21 protein-coding genes are annotated in these 20,141 nt (G+C 69.7%); 7 read left to right on the forward strand and 14 right to left on the reverse strand.

Going from position 1 to position 20,141, the window contains the following annotated elements; genetic code table 11:
* Positions 1–3 precede the first annotated feature (3 nt).
* From AC3QL2_RS17145 to AC3QL2_RS17175, 7 genes are all read left to right on the forward strand, one after another.
* Complete coding sequence (locus AC3QL2_RS17145) at positions 4–1,089, forward strand: DUF3108 domain-containing protein (protein WP_493235028.1); 1,086 nt, start codon at positions 4–6, stop codon at positions 1,087–1,089.
* Positions 1,090–1,193: 104 nt separating this feature from the next.
* Positions 1,194–2,453, forward strand: coding sequence for an RsmB/NOP family class I SAM-dependent RNA methyltransferase (locus AC3QL2_RS17150; RefSeq protein ID WP_493235029.1), 1,260 nt, complete (start codon positions 1,194–1,196; stop codon positions 2,451–2,453).
* Entirely contained in the window at positions 2,453–3,079 is a 627-nt protein-coding gene (locus tag AC3QL2_RS17155; RefSeq protein ID WP_493235030.1) for a phospholipase D family nuclease, read from the forward strand. Before AC3QL2_RS17150 ends, AC3QL2_RS17155 begins: the two co-directional genes overlap by 1 nt.
* The gene (locus AC3QL2_RS17160) at positions 3,045–4,343 is read left to right on the forward strand and encodes a mechanosensitive ion channel family protein (RefSeq protein ID WP_493235032.1); all 1,299 of its coding nucleotides are present in this window, start codon (positions 3,045–3,047) and stop codon (positions 4,341–4,343) included. Before AC3QL2_RS17155 ends, AC3QL2_RS17160 begins: the two co-directional genes overlap by 35 nt.
* 188 nt (positions 4,344–4,531) lie before the next feature.
* On the forward strand, positions 4,532–5,704 hold the full coding sequence (locus tag AC3QL2_RS17165; RefSeq protein WP_493235033.1) for a DesA family fatty acid desaturase: 1,173 nt from the start codon (positions 4,532–4,534) through the stop codon (positions 5,702–5,704).
* 61 nt (positions 5,705–5,765) lie between these two features.
* Positions 5,766–6,410 (forward strand): pseudouridine synthase, encoded by a 645-nt coding sequence (locus AC3QL2_RS17170; protein WP_493235035.1) that lies wholly within the window; start codon positions 5,766–5,768, stop codon positions 6,408–6,410.
* Between the two features lie 96 nt (positions 6,411–6,506).
* Positions 6,507–6,971 (forward strand): DUF192 domain-containing protein, encoded by a 465-nt coding sequence (locus AC3QL2_RS17175; protein WP_493235037.1) that lies wholly within the window; start codon positions 6,507–6,509, stop codon positions 6,969–6,971.
* A gap of 134 nt (positions 6,972–7,105) precedes the next feature.
* Here AC3QL2_RS17175 and tal read toward each other — a convergent pair whose 3' ends face one another.
* The 14 genes from tal to AC3QL2_RS17245 form a co-directional block, all read right to left on the reverse strand.
* Complete coding sequence (tal, locus tag AC3QL2_RS17180; protein WP_493235038.1) at positions 7,106–8,185, reverse strand: transaldolase; 1,080 nt, start codon at positions 8,183–8,185, stop codon at positions 7,106–7,108.
* A gap of 73 nt (positions 8,186–8,258) precedes the next feature.
* Positions 8,259–9,011, reverse strand: a complete 753-nt coding sequence (gene gspN, locus AC3QL2_RS17185) for a type II secretion system protein N (protein ID WP_493235040.1) — start codon at positions 9,009–9,011, stop codon at positions 8,259–8,261.
* Between the two features lie 3 nt (positions 9,012–9,014).
* Entirely contained in the window at positions 9,015–9,533 is a 519-nt protein-coding gene (locus AC3QL2_RS17190; RefSeq protein WP_493235042.1) for a type II secretion system protein M, read from the reverse strand.
* Entirely contained in the window at positions 9,530–10,747 is a 1,218-nt protein-coding gene (gspL, locus tag AC3QL2_RS17195) for a type II secretion system protein GspL (RefSeq protein WP_493235043.1), read from the reverse strand. The genes AC3QL2_RS17190 and gspL overlap by 4 nt, the downstream gene beginning before the upstream one ends.
* Positions 10,744–11,712: a type II secretion system minor pseudopilin GspK gene (gspK, locus tag AC3QL2_RS17200; RefSeq protein ID WP_493235045.1), complete on the reverse strand. Its 969-nt coding sequence runs from the start codon at positions 11,710–11,712 to the stop codon at positions 10,744–10,746. Before gspK ends, gspL begins: the two co-directional genes overlap by 4 nt.
* The gene (locus AC3QL2_RS17205; RefSeq protein ID WP_493235046.1) at positions 11,709–12,341 is read right to left on the reverse strand and encodes a type II secretion system protein GspJ; all 633 of its coding nucleotides are present in this window, start codon (positions 12,339–12,341) and stop codon (positions 11,709–11,711) included. The genes gspK and AC3QL2_RS17205 overlap by 4 nt, the downstream gene beginning before the upstream one ends.
* Positions 12,338–12,724 (reverse strand): type II secretion system minor pseudopilin GspI, encoded by a 387-nt coding sequence (gene gspI / locus AC3QL2_RS17210; protein ID WP_493235047.1) that lies wholly within the window; start codon positions 12,722–12,724, stop codon positions 12,338–12,340. Before gspI ends, AC3QL2_RS17205 begins: the two co-directional genes overlap by 4 nt.
* Positions 12,721–13,221, reverse strand: coding sequence for a prepilin-type N-terminal cleavage/methylation domain-containing protein (locus tag AC3QL2_RS17215; RefSeq protein WP_493235049.1), 501 nt, complete (start codon positions 13,219–13,221; stop codon positions 12,721–12,723). The genes gspI and AC3QL2_RS17215 overlap by 4 nt, the downstream gene beginning before the upstream one ends.
* Positions 13,222–13,238: 17 nt before the next feature.
* Complete coding sequence (gene gspG / locus AC3QL2_RS17220; RefSeq protein ID WP_493235051.1) at positions 13,239–13,667, reverse strand: type II secretion system major pseudopilin GspG; 429 nt, start codon at positions 13,665–13,667, stop codon at positions 13,239–13,241.
* 10 nt (positions 13,668–13,677) lie between these two features.
* Positions 13,678–14,883: a type II secretion system inner membrane protein GspF gene (gene gspF, locus AC3QL2_RS17225; RefSeq protein WP_493235053.1), complete on the reverse strand. Its 1,206-nt coding sequence runs from the start codon at positions 14,881–14,883 to the stop codon at positions 13,678–13,680.
* Entirely contained in the window at positions 14,880–16,346 is a 1,467-nt protein-coding gene (gene gspE / locus AC3QL2_RS17230; protein ID WP_493235055.1) for a type II secretion system ATPase GspE, read from the reverse strand. The genes gspF and gspE overlap by 4 nt, the downstream gene beginning before the upstream one ends.
* Positions 16,343–18,553: a type II secretion system secretin GspD gene (gspD, locus tag AC3QL2_RS17235; RefSeq protein ID WP_493235056.1), complete on the reverse strand. Its 2,211-nt coding sequence runs from the start codon at positions 18,551–18,553 to the stop codon at positions 16,343–16,345. The genes gspE and gspD overlap by 4 nt, the downstream gene beginning before the upstream one ends.
* Positions 18,550–19,173: a type II secretion system protein N gene (locus AC3QL2_RS17240; protein WP_493235057.1), complete on the reverse strand. Its 624-nt coding sequence runs from the start codon at positions 19,171–19,173 to the stop codon at positions 18,550–18,552. Before AC3QL2_RS17240 ends, gspD begins: the two co-directional genes overlap by 4 nt.
* 113 nt (positions 19,174–19,286) lie before the next feature.
* A complete protein-coding gene (locus AC3QL2_RS17245) occupies positions 19,287–20,138 on the reverse strand; it encodes an intradiol ring-cleavage dioxygenase (protein ID WP_493235059.1) in 852 nt (283 codons plus the stop codon).
* Between the last annotated feature and the right edge of the window lie 3 nt (positions 20,139–20,141).

The raw sequence follows: 20,141 nt of genomic DNA on the forward strand, positions 1-20,141 counted from the left end.
TCCATGGCCGTGTTCCGCCGGGCTGGCGCGACCCTCGCCGTCGCGATCACTGTATCGCTGCTGGTCCATGGGGTCGTGCTGATCGGTCCGGCCTGGCGCTTGCCGTCCGACCAGGCCAGCGTACTGCCGCCGCTGGATGCGCGCCTGGCGCCGCTGCCTAAGCCCACGCTGCGGGAGGACAAGAATCCGGCAGCCGCACCCCGCAAGCCGGCTCCGCGCCGTACGCCGGCCCCGCATCGGGCGGTAGCCGAGAGTGGCGCGACGATGGAGGCGGTGCCGGTGCCTGAAGCGGGCCACGGGGCCGCCGAGGCCAGCCCCGAAACGCCGCCCGCCACCGACGCTGCCGCGGCGGCCGAAAAACCGGCGCCCGAGCAGCCGACCCCCGCCGCAGCTGACGCGGCCAGCGGCAAGGCGCCTGGCGCGGGCTACGGAGATGGCTGGATCAAGTCCGGCCGGGTCCAGTACAACGTGATCCGCGGCGAGCGCAATTTCGTCATCGGCCGCACTACCCACGCGTGGACCCACGACAAGGACCACTATTCGATGGAGACGGTGGTTGAGACCGCGGGCCTCATCGGTCTGCTGCGGCCCTTCAAGATGATCCAGCACAGCGAGGGGCGCATTGGCGCCAACGGCCTGCTGCCCGACAAGTTCACCGTCGAGCGGGACGGCCAGTTGAAGGAGAAGGCCGACTTCGACTGGGGCGCCGGCAAGGTGGTGCTGACAGCCGGCGAGCGGCGGCGGGAGTTTCCGCTGGTCGAAGGCGACCAGGACGTGCTGACCTTGATGCACGACCTGGCGCTGCGGCCGGAAGGTTTCACCCGCGTCGAACTGCTGGTGGTGACCGGCAAGAGCGCGGTGCGCTCGGTGATCGAGAATCTCGGACTCGAGGAGCTCGACATCCCCGCCGGCAAGGTGTCCGCCTATCATCTGGGCAGCACCGGCCATCGCGGCGAGCTGAAGATCGACATCTGGCTGGCTCGCGACTACGCCAACCTGCCGGTACGCCTGAAGATCACCGACAAGAATGGTGACGTACTCGACCAGGTCGCCACCGGTGTCGACCTCGGCAAACACGCCACGCAGTAAAATCCCGGGCAAATCCAATAAATAATTCGGGGTCGGCTTGCCGGCCCCGGTCCGCTCCATTGGGCGAGCATGCTCGCCCCCACAAGCAAGAGTAACGAATTCCCATGACCATCACCCCCGCCCAGATCCAGTCCGCCAGCCAGGCCCTACGCACCGTGCTGCGCTTCGAATATCCCGCTGATTCGGTGCTGTCCCGCTATTTCAAGGACCTGCGCGAACTGGGCGCCCGGGACCGGGCCTTCGTCGCCGAGGCCGTCTATGGCGTGCTGCGCCGCAAGCGCACCCTCGAACGCCTGTGCGGCCCCGAGGCCTCCACCCGCCAGCTGATCCTGGCCTGGCTGGCCCGCGTCGAAGGCACCACGCTGCGCCAGCTCGGCGAAGGCCTGCATGGCCGCGACATCGACTACTTCACCGAGATCAAGGGGCGCGACGTCGGTGAGATGAGCCTGGCCGAGTCCACCGATCTGCCCGACTGGCTGGCCGAGCGCCTGCTTGCTACCCTCAGCCCCGAGCAGGTCGTCGCCCTGGCCCAGAGCCTCAACCGCCCGGCGCCGCTGGATCTGCGCGCCAACACCCTGAAGATCGAGCGCGACGCGCTGGTCGAGCGCCTCAAGGCCGACGGCATCGCCTGTGCGCCGGGGCGTTACTCTCCCAGCGCGGTGCGCCTGGAAGGCAAGCCGGCGCTGCAGAAGCACCCGCTGTTCCTCGACGGCAGCTTCGAAGTGCAGGACGAGGGTAGCCAGCTGCTGGGCTTCCTGCTGCAGCCCAAGCGCGGCGAGATGGTCGTCGACTTCTGTGCCGGCGCCGGCGGCAAGACGCTGCTGCTCGGCGCGTTGATGCGCAACACCGGCCGCCTGTACGCCTTCGACGTGTCCGACAAGCGCCTGTCCAAGCTGAAGCCACGCATGGCTCGCTCCGGCCTGTCCAACATCCATCCGGTGGTCATCGCCAGCGAGAACGATCCGCGCGTCAAGCGCCTTGCCGGCAAGATCGACCGGGTGCTGGTGGATGCCCCGTGCAGCGGCCTCGGCACCCTGCGCCGCAACCCCGACCTGAAGTGGCGCCAGAGCCCCGAGGCGCTGGCCGAGCTGACCGTCAAGCAGGCCGCCATCCTGGCCAGCGCGGCGCGCCTGGTGAAGCCGGGCGGCCGCCTGGTGTACGCCACCTGCAGCCTGCTGCCGGAAGAGAACGAGGCCATCGTCGCCGCCTTTCTGGCCGCCAACGAGGGTTTTGTGGCACTGAACGCGCAGGAGGTGCTGGCCAAGCAGGGCGTCGCCATCGAGTGCGGCGAGCAACTGCACCTGACCCCGCAGACCCACGACACCGACGGCTTCTTCGCCGCGGTGCTGGAGCGCAAGGCCTGATGCCGCTGCGCCCGCTGCTGGCGGGCCTGCTGCTGCTGTGCGCGGTGCAGGCCCGCGCCCTCGAGTGGGATCCGTCGACGACGGTGAGCGCCAAGGGCAAGGTGGAGATCGCCTTCTCCCCGTGGAACGATCCGGAAGCGGTGTTGCTGAAAGCGATTGGCGAAGCCAGGGAACGCATTCTGGTCCAAGCCTATCTATTCACCAGCAAGCCGCTGGCCCGCGCGCTGATCGACGCCAACCGGCGCGGCGTGAAGGTCGAGGTGATGCTGGACGCGGAGATGAACCGGCCGGCCTCGCCGAGCGTGCTGCCCACGCTGCTGGCCGCCGGTATTCCGGTGGCTGTGGAGACCCGCTACAACATCGCCCACAACAAGGTGATGATCTTCGACCCGGATTCGTCGCGCGCCGCGCTGGCGACCGGGTCCTACAACTTTACCCGTGCGGCCAGACTGTCCAACGCGGAGAACCTGATGGTGCTGCGCGGCAATCCGGCGCTGGTGCGCGTGTATGCCGACAACTGGCAACGCCAGCGCGCCGAGGCGCAGGTGGTGCACAGCCTGGACGAGCTGCCCGGACGCCGGAGGAAAGAGGATGGAAGAGAATCAGATCGCGCATCTGCTGACTGACCTGTGGGGCGACCTGCAGCAACCCACCGTGTTCTGGCAGGTGGGCGTGCTGGTCCTGTGCCTGGCGCTGGCCGGCCTGGTAGCCCGTCAGATCCGCGTCGTGCTGGGACGTCGTCTGCAGGCCGATCCGCAGGCCCCGCGGGGGGCAGGGGAAGAGAGCCTGCGCCGGGTGATCTTTCCGGTCACCGCGCTGGTGGTCGTGGCGATGGCGCGCATCGTCCTCAGCAACTGGCAGCACGTAAACCTGTTCAAGCTGGCGGTGCCGCTGCTGCTGGCGATGGCGGCGATCCGCCTGACCGTCCACGCCATCAAGCGTGCTTTCCCACAGGCAGCCTGGCTGGCAGCCTTCGAGAAATTCTTCGCCTTCGCGGCGTGGATCCTGGTGGCTCTGCACATCACGGGCGTGCTGCCGACGGTCATCGACGGGATGGAGCAGATCGACTTCACGATCGGCAAGGCCAGGCTCAACCTGTGGATGCTGCTGCAGGGGGCACTCACGGTGCTGCTGACGGTGCTGGCGGCCCTGTGGCTGGGCGGCGTCGTCGAGACGCGGTTGATGAACACCGAGGGGCTGGACTCCAACCTTAAGCTGGTCTTCGCGCGCCTCGTCAAGGCGGTGCTGATCGTGCTGGCGGTGGCCATCGGCCTGCCGCTGGTGGGGATCGACCTCACCGCGCTGTCGGTGTTCGGCGGGGCGCTCGGCGTTGGCCTCGGCTTCGGCATGCAGAAGATCGCCGCCAACTACGTGTCGGGTTTCATCCTGCTGCTGGACCGCTCGATCCGCCTCGGCAACCTGATCTCGGTTGGCAGCGAGCGCGGCGTGGTCAGCCAGATCACCACCCGCTACACAGTGCTGAAGGGTATGACCGGCATCGAGTCCATCGTGCCGAACGAGACGCTGGTGGGTTCGGTGGTGCAGAACGAGACCTTCACCGATCCGAAGGTGCGCATCGCGCTGCCGATCCAGGTCGGCTACGCGACCGATCTGGAGAAGGCGATGGCCATCCTCGTCGAGGCTGCGAAGCTCCAGCCGCGGGTGATGGACGACCCCGGTCCGGGCGCCTTCGTGGAGGCCTTCGCCGACAACGGCATCAACCTGCAGCTGGGCTTCTGGATCAAGGACCCCCACGAGGGCACGCTGGGCATCCGCTCTGCGATCAACCTGGCGGTGTGGCGGCGTTTCCGCGAGGAGGGCATCGAGATTCCCTTTCCCCAGCGGGAGGTCCGTCTGCTCAACCCGGTAGCGCCCCCGGCGAGCGTCTGAGCGCCGGCAGGCCGATTGGATGCGCCCCGGCTGGCAGGGAACGGGGGCGCCAGTGGCCAAGCATATTTCGGTGTTGCTGAAAAGCCCCGCACGGGGCTTTTTTGCCTTTTTGTCCCGCTTTCACCTTGGTTTGGCATGGGGACTCGACTAGAATCGGCGCACTACCCAACGAAGGATCGTCGCCCTCGATGCTCTCCGGACTGTTCGATTTACCTTGGTGGGGCTATGTCGCCATCACCCTGGCCATGACCCACGTCACCATCGCCTCGGTGACGATTTTCCTGCACCGCCATCAGGCGCACCGCTCCCTCGAGCTGCATGCGCTGCCGTCCCTGTTCTTCCGCTCCTGGCTGTGGCTGACCACCGGCATGGTCACCAAGGAGTGGGCGTCCATCCACCGCAAGCACCACGCCAAGTGCGAGACCGCCGAAGACCCGCACAGCCCGCAGATCCTGGGCATCCACAAGGTGTTGTGGACCGGCGTGCTGCTGTACGTGAAGGAGTCCCGCAACCCGGAAACCATGGCCCGCTACGGTCATGGCACGCCCGACGACTGGATAGAGCGCAAGCTGTTCTCGGCCTGCCCGAAGACCGGCATCCTGATCATGCTGGGCATCGACATCGTGCTGTTCGGCGTGTGGCCCGGCGTGCTGATGTGGGGCGTGCAGATGATCTGGATTCCGTTCTGGGCGGCTGGCGTCATCAATGGCCTGGGCCACTTCTGGGGCTATCGCAACTACAACTGCGCCGATGCCTCCACCAACCTGCTGCCGTGGGGCATCCTGATCGGTGGCGAGGAGTTGCACAACAACCACCACAGCTTTGCCACGTCGGCCAAGCTGTCGGCGCGCTGGTACGAGTTCGACATCGGCTGGATGTATATCCGGACCCTCGAGATCCTCGGCCTGGCCCGCGTCAAGAAGACCATCCCGACGCCACGCTTCGGTGCCGCCAAGGCGCTGGCCGACCTGGACACGCTGCAGGCCATCATCACCTGCCGCTACGACGTGATGACCCGCTATGTGAGGTCGCTGAAGGCCATCGCCCAGGAAGAGTTCGCGGCCCTCAAGGCCCAGTCCGGCGGCACGCTGAAGGTCAGGGAGCTGCGCCGCTGGCTGGCCGCCGAGGATGGTCAGCTGTGCGCCGACGAAAGCAAGCGGCTGGCGTCCCTGCTGCAGGGCAATGCCCGGCTGCAGACCGTCGTCGCCATGCGCGAGGAGTTGACTGCCCTGTGGGCGCGCTCCACGGCCAGCCGCGAACAGCTGCTGCAGCAGCTGCAGGACTGGATCGCCCGCGCCGAGAAGAGTGGCATCCAGCAGCTGGAAGAGTTCTCCCGCCGCCTGCGCCGCTACGCGGTCTGAGCCCTGTCCCGACCCTTGCAAGCCCGCCCGCGAGGCGGGCTTGTCGTTTCTTGAGCGAGCCGTGTCTACCCTGATCCTCTTCAACAAACCCTTTGGCGTGCTGTGCCAGTTCACCGGCGAGGCCGGCAAGCAGACCCTGGCCGAGTTCATCCCGGTGCCCGGTGTCTATGCGGCCGGCCGCCTGGACGCGGACAGCGAAGGCCTGCTCGTGCTGACCGACGACGGCGGCCTGCAGAAGCGCATCGCCGATCCGCAGCACAAGCTGCCCAAGACCTATCTGGTGCAGGTAGAGGGCGTGCCCGACGCGGCGGCGCTGGCCCGCCTGCGCGCCGGTGTAGACCTCGGAGATTTCGTCACCAAGCCCTGTGAGGCGCGCCTGGTGGATGAGCCGGGCTGGCTGTGGCCGCGTAATCCGCCGATTCGCGAGCGCAAGTCGATTCCGACCAGCTGGGTCGAGATCGTGCTGCGCGAGGGCAAGAACCGCCAGGTGCGGCGCATGACCGCCAAGGTCGGTTTTCCGACGCTGCGCCTGATCCGCGAGTGTATCGGCGACTGGTCGCTGGCCGAACTGGCGCCGGGAGAATGGCGGCAGGCGCCGGTGCCGGCGAGCCTGCGGAGCCGTCTCCCGCTCGCGGTGGCTGGGGCTGGGGTGTCGAAGGGGCCCGGCAAGCCCGGTCAACCGCGCCGCCGGCCCCGCGTTGCTTGAGTCTTGCCGGGGCGCGTTTATCTGCCCCGGGCGTGTCGATTGGTTTCCAGCGGCGAAGGCATTCGCCTCCTCACACATTTTCTTTCTATCCCTGCCATGGCCCTGATCCGTTGTTCCCTGCCTTCCGCCACCGCTGGCCTGGCCCTCGCGCTGGCGGCCCTTGTCGCCCACGCCGAGGATGAGATGCCGCTCACCGAGTTGAGCGTCGGCATGTACCGCATCGAAGCCGAGGCGGCCGTCACCATGCCGGACCGCATGCGCGGCCTGATGCAGCGCAAGAGCATGCCACCGAACCACGGCATGCTGTTCGCCTTCACCGAGAACCAGCGCCACTGCATGTGGATGAAGAACACGCTGCTGCCGCTGTCGGTGGCCTTCATGGACGAACAGGGGCGCATCCTCAACATCGAGGACATGCAGCCGCAGACGGAGAACAACCACTGCGCGGCCAAGCCGGCGCGCTTCGCGCTGGAGATGAACCTGGGCTGGTTCAAGCAGAAGGGGATCGCGCCGGGGGCGACGATCAACGGCGTGGCCCGGCTGGCGGGCGCGGCGCGCTGAGCGTCGATGGAGGTTGGGACCTGTCGCGGGGCGGGGCGGCGAATGAGCTTGCTGCCGTGGGTGAGCCCAGACAGGGATGGGTCGAATGAAAAAAGGCGCCGGGAGGCGCCTTTTTTCATTGCGGTGGCCTGGGCTCAGGCGGTCAATTCGAGCAGCTTGCCGAAGGCCGTGGCGAACTGGGCGAGGCCGTCCTGTTGCAGGCGCTCGCCGAGGACTTCCAGGTCCAGGCCGAGGGCCGCCAGCGCGGCGATGTGGGCGGCGGCGCCATCCACATCCTCGGTGACGCTGCCGGCACGCACCTGGCCGTGGTCGGCGAAGGCGGCCAGCGTGGCGTCGGGCAGGGTGTTGACGGTTTCCGCGCCGATCAGCGGCTCGACGTACATCAGGTCGGAATAGGCTGCGTTCTTGGTGCCGGTGCTGGCCCACAGCATGCTCTGCGGGCGGGCGCCCCTGGCGGCCAGGGCGGCGAAGCCCTCACCGTGAAAGCGTGCCAGGTAGCGCTGGTAAGCCTGGCGGGCCAGCGCCACGCCGGCCTTGCCGCGCAGCGCGAGGGCGGCGTCGCTGCCGATCTCTTCGAGCTGCTTGTCGATCAGGCTGTCCCAGCGGGACAGGAAGACGCTGGCCACCGAGCGCACGCGGGACACATCGCCGCCGGCTGCGGCCAGTTTGTCGAGGCCGTGCTGGTAGGCGCCGGCCACCGCATCCACGTGGCCCAGCGAGAACATCAGCGTGACGTTGATGCTGACGCCTTCGCCGGTCAGGGTTTCGATGGCGCGGACGCCGGCCGCGGTGGCGGGGATCTTGACCAGCAGGTTGTCACGGGCGACGGCGGCGCGCAGGCGGCGGGCGGCGGCAACGGTGCCGGCCTCATCGTCGGCCAGCGCCGGGGAGACTTCCAGGCTCACATAGCCGGCATCGCCCTGGCTGGCGTCGAAGACTGGGCGGATCAGGTCGCAGGCGCGCTGCACGTCCTCGATCACCAGGCGCTCGTAGCGCTGCTCGGCCGACAGGTTTTCGCCGTTCAGCGCATCCAGCGCCGGGCGGTAGTCGTGGCCGTCGGCGATGGCCTTGTGGAAGATCGCCGGATTGGTGGTCACGCCGGCCACGCCATTTTCGATGTGGCGGGCGAGCAGGCCTTCGTTGATCAGGGCGCGGGACAGGTTGTCCAGCCAGACTTGCTGGCCGGCGGCACGGGCGGCTTGGATCGGATTCATGGATGCGGGCTTAGGCGTGGCGGTGGTTCGGAATGGTCCCGCCATTCTGGCGGAATCCCGTGGCAGAGGAAAGTCAGCGCGGCGGCCAGTGGATCTCGAAATGCCCGGGCTGGGAAGTGGGGCGGGCCGCGCCGCCGGCGACGGCGGGCAGGCGGTTGAGGAACTCCGGTTCGCCGCTCAGCGTGCCGTCGAAGCGCGACATGCGGCCCGGCGCCGCTTCGCCGCTGCCGTTGGCGACCACGTCGCCGGCGAGGGTCTGCAGCGTGTAGCGGACGAGGCCGTCGTGGGCATCCAGGCGGATCTCGTAATCGCCGAACTGGCGGCCGGGGAACAGCGCACTGCGTGCGCCGCGCCACAGCAGGCGAGCCTTGCCCGAGCAGCGCCCGTCGGGCGGGCAATGCCAGACCGGCGCCTCGACGGTCAGGTCGCCCTGCCAGCCGGCGCGGGCAACCGGGTTGGGGATCGGGCTGAGCGCCGCATCGGCGGGGGCGTGCAGGCTGAAGTCGCTCACATCGAGGCCGCGCAGGCCTGCTTCGATGCGGCCGATGGGCACGCCGCTGCTGGCCAGCGACCAGGCGGCCGCGCCACGGGCGAGGGCGGCGCTGTCGAAGTCCCAGCTCAGCGGCAGCCAGGGCTTCAGGCTGCGCCCGCTGGCGTCCCGGCTGGCCAGCACGCCGTGGCCCTGCCACAGGCTGCCTTCGGCCTGCTGCAGGTGCAGGCCGTCCTGGGTCAGGCGGGCCACCAGCAGGTCGATGAGGCTGGCCGGTGCCTTGGCAACCAGCAGGGCTAGCGTCAGCAGCGAAAAGACGAGCAGTTTGCGCAGCATGGTTCAGGGGGCGGACGGTCCCGCCAGCACCGCGTCGATGCTGGCCTGAGGGCCTTGCTGCTGGATCTCCATGCGCAGCACGCGCAGGCCCTGGTCGCGTTGCACTGCGGCCAGCCAGGTAACGAGTTCGTCGAAGGGCGCCTGGCCCTTCACGTGCAGCCCTTCGCCGCCGGCCTGCAGCGTCAGGCCGAGGCCGCGGCTTTTGGCGGCCGCCTGGGCGGCTTCGAGCAGGGCCGGCCCGGTTGGCGCCTGCAAGGGCGGCTGGGTGCGCAGGCGGGCGACTTCGGTGGCGGATTCCTGCACCAGTTCCACCTGCGCGGCGCTGCGCGGCAGGCTGCGGTCGAGGCGGGTACGCTCGTGGCGGGCCCAGTCGAGCAGGCTCAGTGTAAGGCCAACGGCGACGACGGCGCCGGCGATCGTCACCAGGCGGCGCTCCCGCGGGCTGATGCCCTGCCAGCTGGCGGCGAGGCGGGTGAAGGGACCGATGGTGGCGCTGGCAACGGTGGACTTGGTGGTGCTCATTGCAGGTTCTCCCGGCGCAGCAGCAGGTGGGGGGCGTTGCCGTCCCGGCGCAGGTCGGCGAGCAGACCGCGGCTGGCCAGCAGGCCGACCACCGCTTCGGCGCGGGCGGCGGCAGAGCCGCCGAGGGTCAGGTCGAGGCGGCCGTCCTCGTAACGTAGCGCGACGATGCCGGCCGCCGCGTCGGTGCCGAGGGCTTCGGCGGCCTGGGCCAGCAGGGCCAGCGCGTCGTCGTCCCGCAGCAGGCCGTGGCGAGCCCGCTCCTGGTTGAGTTGCTGGCGCATCTGGGCGGCCGGGGCAACCACCGGGGTGTTCGGGAAGCTGGTGCGGTAGATGCGTTCGATGCGTCCGTCGATATCCCCGACCTGATGTTTCATCCACAGCACCTCGCCCACGTCGGCCACCAGCCACAGGGCCAGCGCGCCGCCGCCGAGGATCAGCGCCGGGCGCAGGCGGCCGAGCCAGGCGCCGCCGCGGGCGCTGGGCGCGAACTCGCCATGCAGCAGGTTGGTGGCCTTGCGGTCGGCGCCCTGCCACCAGCGGTAAGGCGCCGCCACCACGGTCTCGATGCCGGTTTCGGCCTGCAGGCCGGCCAGATCGGGGGCCGGCGTGCCGGCGGCCACATGGACGTCGATGCGCGCCGGGGCGCTGTTGGCGGCGCGGGCCACGCCGGCCTGCTGGGCCAGCAGCGGCACCAGGATGTCCCCGTCGATGGCGAGGCCGGCGTCGGGGCCGGTGCGCAGGATGGCGCCGTCGGCGGACAGGCTCAGTTGCCAGCCCTGCGGATCGGCGGCGGCGGTCTGCAGCTCGGCGAGCACGCGTTGCGGCTGCCGGCCGATGGCGGCGAGCTGGGCCACGACCAGGCGCAGGCGTTCGCGGGCGACCACCAGCACGCCGGCCAGGTCGCGTTCCCCGTCGTTGGCGGGGCGGCGATGGCTGACGGTGAGGTGCTGGCTGTCCGGGTCCTTCAGCAGGCGGTCTTCCAGCGCGTAGGCCAGCAGGCGTGGCAGGTCGCGGCGGGTGGCACGCGGCAGCGGTACTTCGAGCCACAGGCACTGGGGGCCGCTGAGCACGACTTCGCATTCGTCGGCGGCCGGCCAGTGGCGGGGTTCGCTGCGGCCTTCGGAGAGCAGCTGGCCATCCGGGCCGAGGAGCGCCCACGGGCAGTCCGGCCGGGTCGGCCAGTGCTCGTCGATGGCGAGGATGAGACGGGTCATAGCAGTTTCTGCCAAACGATGGTGGGCCAGTTCTGGGCGCGGTCCAGCAGGACCTCCATGCGGACCATGGAGACGCCGAAGCGGGCGCGGCCGGTGGCGAGGAAATGCCGGCTGGTGGTGGCCAGCCGGGCGGTGTCGGGGTTGAGGTCCTGGGATGGCAGGCGGGCCTTGAAGTCGGGGAGGTCCTTGAACCACGCGCGGCTGCGCTGAACGACCAGCAGGCGGGCGGCGTCGAGGCTCAGGCCGGGAATGGCGGCGGCCAGCACTTCGGCCGGGGCGGTGTTGACGTTGATCTTGCTGTCGGCGGGCAGGGCCGCGACGAAGGGGCTCAGGCGCGCCACCAGGTCGGGCGTGAAGCCGCGTACCTGGGTTAGCTCGCTGACCGCCAGCAGCGGGCCGTTGGCTGGCTGGCGGGCCGGCGTCTGGGCCTCGTACCAGGACGACTCGGCGCCGCCGGGCAGGCGCGGCGTGTCGTCGGCGTCGAGCCAGTCGAGCAGGGCCGACGTGAGGTTGAGGGCATCTCCGTCGCCGACGCCGACGATGGCCAGCAGGCGGCGGAACTGTTCGACTTCGAGCAGGCTGGCGCCATCCACCTGCACCAGGTTGTTGAGGTTGATGCGTCCGGACAGGTCCTGCAGCTCGCCGCTGACTTCGCCTTCTTCCACCGGCGTCGGCGGCACCTTGACGGCCCAGCTCTCGCCGAGGTGGTCCACCTGCGTCGTGCGGGCGTCCTCTGCCAGCACGTTGCGCGCCCAGTCCACGGCGCCACGGGCCAGCAGGCGGGCTTGGGCCTGATCGTGGCGGCCCATCACCTGGTCCATGGCGACACCCAGGTCGCCGACCGCGGCGGCGGCGATGCCGGCGACGAGGGCCACCGTGAGCAGCGCGAGGATCACCGCCGCGCCGCGCTGGGGGCCGGGCCGGCGGGCTGTGCCGGAGGCGGGGGAAAAGGGGCGGCGGCTCATCCGCGGAGGGCGATCATGCGCGTGATGGTGCCCACGTCGGGCAGGTCGAGTTCGAGGATCACCGCATCCGGCAGTGCGGCGCGGCGGTCGCCCGGCGGCCAGGCGTCGAGGCGGTTGTTGTTGTACAGAAAGTGCCAGCGCAGGTCGCGGATGTTGTCGAGCAGGGGCTCCACGCTCGGCTCGCCGAGGGGCTCGCGGCCGCTCCAGCGCAGCCATTCGAGGCGGCCGTCCACCAGGCGGAAGCCGACCCGGCGCACGCCGCGGCTGTCGTCGAGGCGCAGGAACTGGAATTCCGGCCCGCCGCCGCTGGCGGAGCGGCCGAGGATCATGGCCGGCGTGCCGGTGCTGCCGACGGTCGGCAGGCCGCCGGGCATGCCGCGCTGGTCGCCGGGGGCGACGACCTGCAGCAGATCGGTGTCGATGCGCTGCATGCTGCGGCCGATGGCGCGCCAGCGCTCGAAATTGGCTTCCAGCCGGTCGTGGCTGGTGGCGACCTCGGATAGGGCGCGGTAGGACAGTACGCCGAGGATCGCGAAGATCGCCAGCGCCACCATCAGCTCGATGAGGGTCAGACCGCGCTGGCGCCGCGGCGGCGCCGGACGCCGGGCCTGCGCATGGAACGGGCTCATCGCAGCGGCCTCGCCAGGTATCCGCTCAGGCGGGAGATGGCGTGATCGTCCGATTCCTCGTTGAAGACGCTGACGTCCACGCGACGGAACAGGGGGTTGGCGGTGTTCTTCACTTCCTCGCGCCAACGGTAGCTGCGCCCGGCCTGCTCGGCGCTGCCTTCGTTGGTGCCGGCATTGGGCCAGGCCTGAGTGGCGCGCAGCTCGGCCAGGCGGTTCTCGGCGATCCAGTCGCCGACGAGGCGTTCGCGCAGTTCGGCGGAGGACTGGGCGGTGACGCTCATTGCGCGGAAGGCGGCGGTCAGCGCAATGGCCAGGATGGCCAGCGCGACGAGGGTTTCGAGCAGCGTGAAGCCGCCGGCCCGGCGGGCGCCCGTGCGCATCATGCGTTGCGGCCCGGCAGGGCCAGGATCACGTCGCCGTTGGCCTTGCCGATGAGGCGGGCTTCGCCGCCCGGGGTTGCGACGCGCAGTTCGTATTCGGGTGCCTGGGTGCCGAACTGCAGGCGTGGCGTGGCGGCTTCCGGCTGGCCGTCGATGCGCAGCCCGGACCAGTACAGGCCGCTGGGCAGCGTCTTCTCGGTGAATACCGGCGGATCGTTGAGGGGACGCCAGTTGTCGTCCGGGTCGAGGGCCGAAAAGCGGTAGCCGTCCGGCAGAAATTCGATGACGATCGGCCGCCCGCGGACCGCAGCCCGGTCGGCGGTGGCCTCCAGCACCAGGCGCAGGCGCCGCAGCGCCTGGTCGGCGTCGCGCCCGCGCAGGCTGTCGAGGCCCAGGCTGATGCCGGTGGCCATGACGCCCATGATGACCAGCACCACCATCACCTCGATGAGGGTGAAGCCGGCGTGGCTGCGCAGGCCACGCCGGCTGGGCGTAACCACGGACGCGGGGGCCCCTATCACAGGCTCCAGGAGCCGATGTCGGCGTCGAAGCCTTCGCCGCCGGACACGCCGTCGGCGCCGAAGCTCATCACGTCCACCTCGCCCTTCAGGCCGGGGACCACGTACTGGTAGGGCTTGCCCCACGGGTCCATCGGCAGCTTGTCGAGATAGGCCTTCCAGTTTTCCGGCACCGGCGCAGAGGTCGGTTTGGCGACGAGGGCCTGCAGACCCTGCTCGGCGGTGGGGTAGCGGCGGTTGTCGAGCTTGTACAGCTTGAGGGCCTGCATGATCGCCGAGATGTCCTGCTTGGCGGCGACGACGCGGGCTTCGTCGGGGCGGCTCATGACCTTCGGCACCACCAGCGCGGCGAGCACGCCGAGGATGACGATGACGACCATCACTTCGATGAGGGTGAAGCCGCGGCTGCGGCGGAGGCGATTGAGCATCGGTACGTCCTTATTTCATCAGGGTGTTGATTTCGATGATCGGCTGCATCACCGCCATCACGATGAGCAGCACGAAGCCGCCCATCAGCAGCAGCAGGATCGGTTCGAGCAGTGCGGTGAGGGTGGCGGTGCGGTTCTCGAGTTCGGCCTGCTGCAGGCGCGCGGCGCGGTCGAGGAGTTCGTCGATGCGGCCGGTGGCTTCGCCGTTGGCCAGCATGTGGATCAAGAGCGGCGGAAACTGGCGGCTGGCGCCCAGCGCGCGGGACAGGGGCTGGCCCTCGCGGACGCGCTCGGCGGCGACGCCCACCGCGTCGGCCAGCGGCAGGCGGCTGATCACCTGGCGGCCGGCGTCCAGCGCGGCGAGCAGCGGTACGCCGCTGCCGGCGAGGATCGACAGGGTGCTGGCGAAACGGGTCGCGTCGAGGGTCCGTAGATGGCGGCCGAGCACTGGCAGGCGCAGCAGCCAGGCGTCCCAGCGGCGCTTGACGGTAATGTCGCGCAGCGCGCTGCGGCCGGCCAGGAAGGCGCCGATGATGAGCAGGATCATCAGCCAGCCCCATTCGCGCAGCACGGCGCTGACGACGATCAGGCTGCGGGTGAGCAGCGGCAGCGTCTGCTTGCTTTGCTGGAAGACGGACACCACCTGGGGCACCACGTAGGTCATCAGGCCGATGATGACCATCAGCGCCACGCTGGCGACGATGGCCGGATAGAGCAGGGCCTGCAGAGTCTTGGTGCGCAGCGCGTTGCTGCGGTCCAGGTAGTCGGCCAGTTCGGTCATCACCTTGGCCAGTTCGCCGGATTTCTCGCCGGCCGCCACCGACGCGCGGTAGAGCGTCGAGAAGGCCTGCGGGAAGCGGTCCAGCGCGGCGCGCAGGCTGTAGCCGGAGAGGATCTCGGAGCGCACGCCGGCCAGCAGCTGGCGGGTCGTCTCGGTTTCGGCCTGCTCGATGAGGGCCGCCAGCGCCTGTTCGACGGTCAGGCCGGAGGCCAGCAGCGTGGCCCACTGGCGGGTCAGCAGCGTGAGGTCGGCGTCCTTCAGCTTGCGTCGGGCGACCTTGGCGCCGCCGCTGCCCTGGGCCACCGAGGCGACGTCCAGCGGAAACAGGCCGCGCTCGCGCAGCAGGCCGCGGGCCGCTTTGCCGGTGTCGGCTTCGAGGACGCCGGTGGACTCCTTGCCGGCGGCGTCGAGGGCGCGGTAGCGGAAAGCGGTCATTCGCGGGTCACGCGAAGCAGCTCTTCGGCCGAGGTCTGGCCGTCGGCCAGCAGGCGCAGGCCGTCGTCGCGCAGGCTGCGGGTGCCGTGGGCGAGGGCGTGGGCGCGCAGCGAGGCTTCGTCGGCGCCGGTGTGGATGAGGCGCTGGAAGGCGTCGTCCACGACGATCAGCTCGTAGATGCCGCTGCGCCCCGAGTAGCCGGTGCGCGAGCATTCCGGGCAGCCGGGGGCGTGCCACAGTTGGGCCGGCGCATGGGCGCCGAGCAGGGCGCGGTCGGCAGCGGCGGTCGGCTCTGGCTTGCGGCACACCGGGCACAGCTTGCGCACCAGGCGCTGGGCCAGCACGCCGCGCAGCGTGGAGGCCAGCAGGAAGGGCTCGACGCCCATGTCCACCAGGCGGGTGACCGCCGAGGCGGCGTCGTTGGTGTGCAGCGTGGCCAGCACCAGGTGGCCGGTGAGGCTGGCCTGCACGGCGATCTGGGCGGTTTCCAGGTCGCGGATCTCGCCGATCATGATGACATCCGGATCCTGCCGGAGGATCGCCCGCAGGGCCCGCGCGAAGCTGAGGTCGATGCGGCTGTTGACCTGGATCTGGCCGACGCCGGGCAGGTCGTATTCGACCGGGTCCTCGACGGTGACGATGTTGAGGCTGTGGGCATCCATGCTCTGCAGCGCCGCATACAGCGTGGTGCTCTTGCCGGAGCCGGTGGGGCCGGTGACGAGCAGGATGCCGTGGGGTTCGGCGAGCAGCCGGGCGAAGGGGGCGACGGTGTCGGCGGCCATGCCGAGGCTGTCGAGGCTGCGCTGGCCGTTGCCCTTGTCGAGGAGGCGCAGCACGATGCGTTCTCCGTGGGTGGTCGGCAGCGTGGACACCCGCACGTCCACCTGGCGGCCGGCCAGGCGCAGGGCAATGCGGCCGTCCTGGGGCAGGCGCTTCTCGGCGATGTCGAGGCTGGCCATGATCTTGATGCGCGAGGCCATCGCGGCGTGCAGCGCGCGGTGGGGCTGGGCCACGTCCACCAGCACGCCGTCGCGGCGGAAGCGCACCACCGAGTGGCGCTCGTAGGGTTCGATGTGGATGTCGCTGGCGGCCTGGCGTACGGCCTGGGTCAGCAGCGCATTGATCATGCGGATGATCGGCGCGTCGTCCTGGGTTTCCAGCAGGTCTTCGACCGCCGGCAGCTCGGTCATCAGCTGGGTCAGGTCCACTTCCTGGCCGACGTCGGCGACCACTTCGGCGGCGTTGTCGTCGGCGCCGGAATAGGCTTCGGCGAGGCGGGCCTCGAAGCCGGCGCGGGGCAGGGTTTCGATGCGCAGTGGCACGCCGAGGCTGCGGCGCACTTCGGCGACAGCGGCCAGGTCGGCGCCTTCGCGCAGGATCAGCTCGGCGTGCTCGCCACCATGGGCGGCGACGAGGATGCCGTGGGCCTTGGCGAAGGCATAGGGCAGCGACGGGGCGCTCATGGAGTTTGCGGTGTGGTCTGAGCCGGGGTTGCGGCGGCCGGTTCGGGGATGCGGTAGAAGGGCACGGTGGGTGCCGGGCTGCCCGGCGGCGGCAGCTCGGGGGCGCTCGGTTCGCCGCGCATCAGCGCGTCGCTGCGGTCGATGTTGCGCTGCTGGCCGATGATGTAGTTGTAGCGGTCCGACGAGATGCCCTGGATGCTGGCCGCGTCGCGCAGGATCACCGGGCGCAGGAAGACGATCAGGTTGGTCTTGCCGCGGCTGCGGGTGGTGTAGCGGAACAGGCTGCCCACGTAGGGCAGGTCGCCGAGCACGGGCACCTTCTCGACGCCGCCGTTGTAGGTGTCTTCCACCAGGCCGCCGAGGGCGATCACCGCGCCGTCGTCCACCAGCACGGTGGATTCGATGGAGCGCTTGGTGGTGGACGGGCCGTTGGTGGCCGACGCGGTGGAGGCGATGATCGCCGAGGCTTCCTGGTAGATCTGCAGGCGCACGGTACCGCCTTCGGAGATCTGCGGCTTGACTTTGAGGGTCAGGCCGACGTCCTTGCGCTCGACGGTGGTGAACGGGTTGGTGGTGGTGCCGCCGGTGGTGGCGTAGGAGCCGGTGACGAAGGGCACGTTGCTGCCGACGACGATCTTGGCTTCCTCGTTGTCGAGGGTCACCAGGTTGGGCGTGGACAGGATGTTGGCCTTGGTATCCGACTCGAGGAAGTGGGCCAGCATGTTCAGGTTGGCGATCTGCTTGCCGCCGACGGTAATCGTGCCGCCGCCGAGGACCAGGTTGAGGCCGTTGCCGGGCAGCGTCGTCGACGAACTGGAGGCCAGGCCGGCGGCCAGCGTGAGGAGATTGTTGCCGCTCGAGCTGAAGCTGGTGCCACCGTATGCGCTGGTTGAGCCGACCTTGCCGGCCTGCCACTGGATGCCGATCTCGGCGGCCTTGTCGGTGCTGACTTCGGTGATCAGCGCTTCCACATAGACCTGGGCGCGGCGCTTGTCGAGTTCGTCGATGACCTTGCGGATATTGTTGTAGATGGCGTCCGGCGCGGTGATGATCAGCGAGTTGGTCATCGGGTCGGCCTGGATGAAGCCGTTGCCGGTGCCGCTGTTGTTCGTGCTGCTGTTGCTGAAGGACGGCGTCGTGCCCATCGAGCTGGTGCTGGAGCTGCTCGTGGACGAGCTGCTGGTCGTGCCGGTGGTGCTGTTCGAGGTCGGGGCGAAGCTGCTGCCCTGGCTGCCCGTGCTGGTTCCGGTGGGGGAGCCGGCTTCGCCTGACACTACGGCGCGCAGGGTCTGGGCGACCTTCACGGCTTCGGCGTTCTTCAGGTGAACCACGTGGATGTTGCCGGCGGCGCCGGGCTGGTCCAGGTTGGCCACCAGTTGGCGCACAGCGTTGATCTTGGACGGGTTGTCGGAGCGGATCAGCAGGCTGTTGGTGCGCGGATCGCCGATCACGGTGACGCGCTGGCTGGCGTCGCCGGTGCCGCCGGTAGCCGCCGCCGCAATGCCGCTGGCGCCGTCGTTGAGCAGGCGGGTGACGGTCTGGGCGAGGTCGAGGGCCGAGGCGTGCTTGAGCGGCATCACGCGCATGTCGCCCTGGGGCACGTCGATGGACTCGATGATTTGCGCGATGCGGCCAATGTTCTCGGCGTAGTCGGTGACCACCAGCGAGTTGTTGCCGGGGTAGGCGGTGACGGTGTTGTTGGGCGACACCAGCGGGCGGATCACCGGCACCAGCTGGGAGGCCGATTCGTTCTTCAGGTTGAAGACCTGGGTGGTCAGGCGGTCGCCGCCGCCGGCACCGTTGCCCTTGCCGACCGGCACCGCGTGCAGCTTGGCGTCGGCTTCCGGCACGATCTTGGTGACGCCCTGGCCTTCGACCGCCGCATAGCCCTGCAGGCGCAGCGCGGACAGCAGGATCGAGTAGGTCAGGTTGCGGGCCACCGGGCGCGCGGTGACGATGTTGAGGGTGCCCTTGACGCGCGGGTCGACGATGAAGTTGTGCCCGGAGATCTTGGCGATCGCCTGGATCACCGCGCCGATGTCGGCATTCACGAAGTTGAGGGACACCGGCTCGCCGCTGGCGGCGCTGCCGTTGTCGGCCGCGAAGGCCAGCGGAGCCGGCAGAGCCAGGGTCGTGGCGACGGTGGAGGCGAGGCAGGCGGCGAGAACGCGCCGGGTGACCCCGGGGCGACGGCGGGCTGGTTTCATTGGTTGCTGACAGGTTGCGCCGGGAAGCCGGCGGGGAATGGAGTTTGCGTGGGCGCGTCGGAGCCATTGGCCGGTGTCGGGGCCTGGAAGACCGCGGGCGGAGGCATGACTGCCGCTGGCGGTGCGCCCTGGGCATCGCTACCCGGTGCGGCGGCGCCGCGTTCGACGAGCTTGATGGTCTGGCGGGCGCCGCCGGTGGACAGCTCGATGCTGTCCCGGTCGACGCTGGCCAGCGTGACGCCGGGCTGGATCTCCTGGCCCTCGACGAAGCCCTGCTGGGCGCCGCCGTCGATGGCGATGACCGCCCAGCCGGGGCGGCCGTCGCTGCCGGTGACGACGGCTTGCAGCGTGTAGCGGCCGACCGGGGCGGCGACCACCGCTGTCCCGCTGCCGGACTGGCCCATCAGGTGCCGGCTGGCGATGGCCTGGGCGGCGGCCTGGGGGTCGGCCACGGAGGCGACGGGCAGGGCCGGGGCACGCGGTGCGCTGAAACGCCAGAACAGGTCGGCCGCCACCCAGGCGGACAAAGCCAGCGCGACACCCCAGGCGAGCGGTGTGACGAAGCGGGCGGCGCGCGGCCAGGGGAGGCGGGACAGGTCGAAGCGTTCGGACAGGTTCATCGGGTGCGTCGCACAAAAGACCGACAATCTTAGCCGGCCTCTGTTACGGGATAAAGCTCCGCGATGACGCAGAGGTGCGATCCACGCCGATCGCAGCCCCCAGCAGGGGAGGTTTACGCGGATATGCCGACGGTGAGGGATGCGGAATAGCCGTTGGTCACGGAGCCGCTGATGGAGGCCATCTGGAGGCTGTAGCCGTCGCTGAAGACGTTGTCGGTGGCGAGGCTGATGGCGCTCAGATTGCTGGCGCTGCTCGAGTAGCCGCTGGTGGCGTACACCTCCTGGCAGGTGGCGGTCGGGAAAGTCAGCTGGGAGGTCTTGAGCTTGTTGCCGTAGGCGGTGGCCTTGGCGACGGTCGGATAGATCTCGAAATGGATGTGGGGGACGCGCCCGGAGTAGCAGCCGGGAAAGATCGTCAGGAAGGTGACCTTGCCGTCGCTGTCGGTCTCCTGCACGCCGCGCAGGTAGTTCTCGCCGGTGATGCCGGTACTGTAGAGGGAATACAGGCCGTCGCGGGTGCAGTGCCACAGGTAGACCGCGTAGCCCGACAGGTTGGTGCAGCTGCTCGCGGTGTTCACCAGCTGCAGCGTCAGGGTGAGCGGAATGCCCGCCGCCACGCCGCTGGCGCCGGCAATGCTGGAGCGGATGTCGCTGCGCACGATGCCCGACAGGCTGAGCGCGTTGGCGACGCCGTTGCTGTTGTAGTTGGAGCCGTCGCCGGGATAGGGGCCGGCGGTTTCTTCGGGGATCACCGAACAACTGCTGACGCTCGACGTGGTCGAGCTGCTGGAAGCCGTTGTGGTGGAGATGCTGCCGAAGCTGGCGGAGCCGCCTCCGCCGCAGCCGACCAGCGGCAGCGGGGCGACGGCGCCGGCCAGCAGCCAGCGCAGGCTGCGGCGGCGGTCGGCGTTGGCCTTGAGCAGGGTTTCGAGGTCGTGGATGAGGTGGTGGTCGTGCTTTTCCATGGT

This window comes from Zoogloea sp. GW822-FHT05C07 (assembly GCF_058800215.1).

Bases quoted from the DNA above. Each gene is read 5' to 3' on its own strand.
- AC3QL2_RS17145 (WP_493235028.1), top strand. From the start codon at position 4: ATGGCCGTGTTCCGCCGGGCTGGCGCGACCCTCGCCGTCGCGATCACT.
- AC3QL2_RS17150 (WP_493235029.1), top strand. From the start codon at position 1,194: ATGACCATCACCCCCGCCCAGATCCAGTCCGCCAGCCAGGCCCTACGC.
- AC3QL2_RS17155 (WP_493235030.1), top strand. From the start codon at position 2,453: ATGCCGCTGCGCCCGCTGCTGGCGGGCCTGCTGCTGCTGTGCGCGGTG.
- AC3QL2_RS17160 (WP_493235032.1), top strand. From the start codon at position 3,045: ATGGAAGAGAATCAGATCGCGCATCTGCTGACTGACCTGTGGGGCGAC.
- AC3QL2_RS17165 (WP_493235033.1), top strand. From the start codon at position 4,532: ATGCTCTCCGGACTGTTCGATTTACCTTGGTGGGGCTATGTCGCCATC.
- AC3QL2_RS17175 (WP_493235037.1), top strand. From the start codon at position 6,507: ATGGCCCTGATCCGTTGTTCCCTGCCTTCCGCCACCGCTGGCCTGGCC.
- tal (WP_493235038.1), bottom strand. From the start codon at position 8,185: ATGAATCCGATCCAAGCCGCCCGTGCCGCCGGCCAGCAAGTCTGGCTG.
- gspN (WP_493235040.1), bottom strand. From the start codon at position 9,011: ATGCTGCGCAAACTGCTCGTCTTTTCGCTGCTGACGCTAGCCCTGCTG.
- AC3QL2_RS17190 (WP_493235042.1), bottom strand. From the start codon at position 9,533: ATGAGCACCACCAAGTCCACCGTTGCCAGCGCCACCATCGGTCCCTTC.
- gspL (WP_493235043.1), bottom strand. From the start codon at position 10,747: ATGACCCGTCTCATCCTCGCCATCGACGAGCACTGGCCGACCCGGCCG.
- gspK (WP_493235045.1), bottom strand. From the start codon at position 11,712: ATGAGCCGCCGCCCCTTTTCCCCCGCCTCCGGCACAGCCCGCCGGCCC.
- AC3QL2_RS17205 (WP_493235046.1), bottom strand. From the start codon at position 12,341: ATGAGCCCGTTCCATGCGCAGGCCCGGCGTCCGGCGCCGCCGCGGCGC.
- gspI (WP_493235047.1), bottom strand. From the start codon at position 12,724: ATGATGCGCACGGGCGCCCGCCGGGCCGGCGGCTTCACGCTGCTCGAA.
- gspG (WP_493235051.1), bottom strand. From the start codon at position 13,667: ATGCTCAATCGCCTCCGCCGCAGCCGCGGCTTCACCCTCATCGAAGTG.
- gspF (WP_493235053.1), bottom strand. From the start codon at position 14,883: ATGACCGCTTTCCGCTACCGCGCCCTCGACGCCGCCGGCAAGGAGTCC.
- gspE (WP_493235055.1), bottom strand. From the start codon at position 16,346: ATGAGCGCCCCGTCGCTGCCCTATGCCTTCGCCAAGGCCCACGGCATC.
- gspD (WP_493235056.1), bottom strand. From the start codon at position 18,553: ATGAAACCAGCCCGCCGTCGCCCCGGGGTCACCCGGCGCGTTCTCGCC.
- AC3QL2_RS17240 (WP_493235057.1), bottom strand. From the start codon at position 19,173: ATGAACCTGTCCGAACGCTTCGACCTGTCCCGCCTCCCCTGGCCGCGC.
- AC3QL2_RS17245 (WP_493235059.1), bottom strand. From the start codon at position 20,138: ATGGAAAAGCACGACCACCACCTCATCCACGACCTCGAAACCCTGCTC.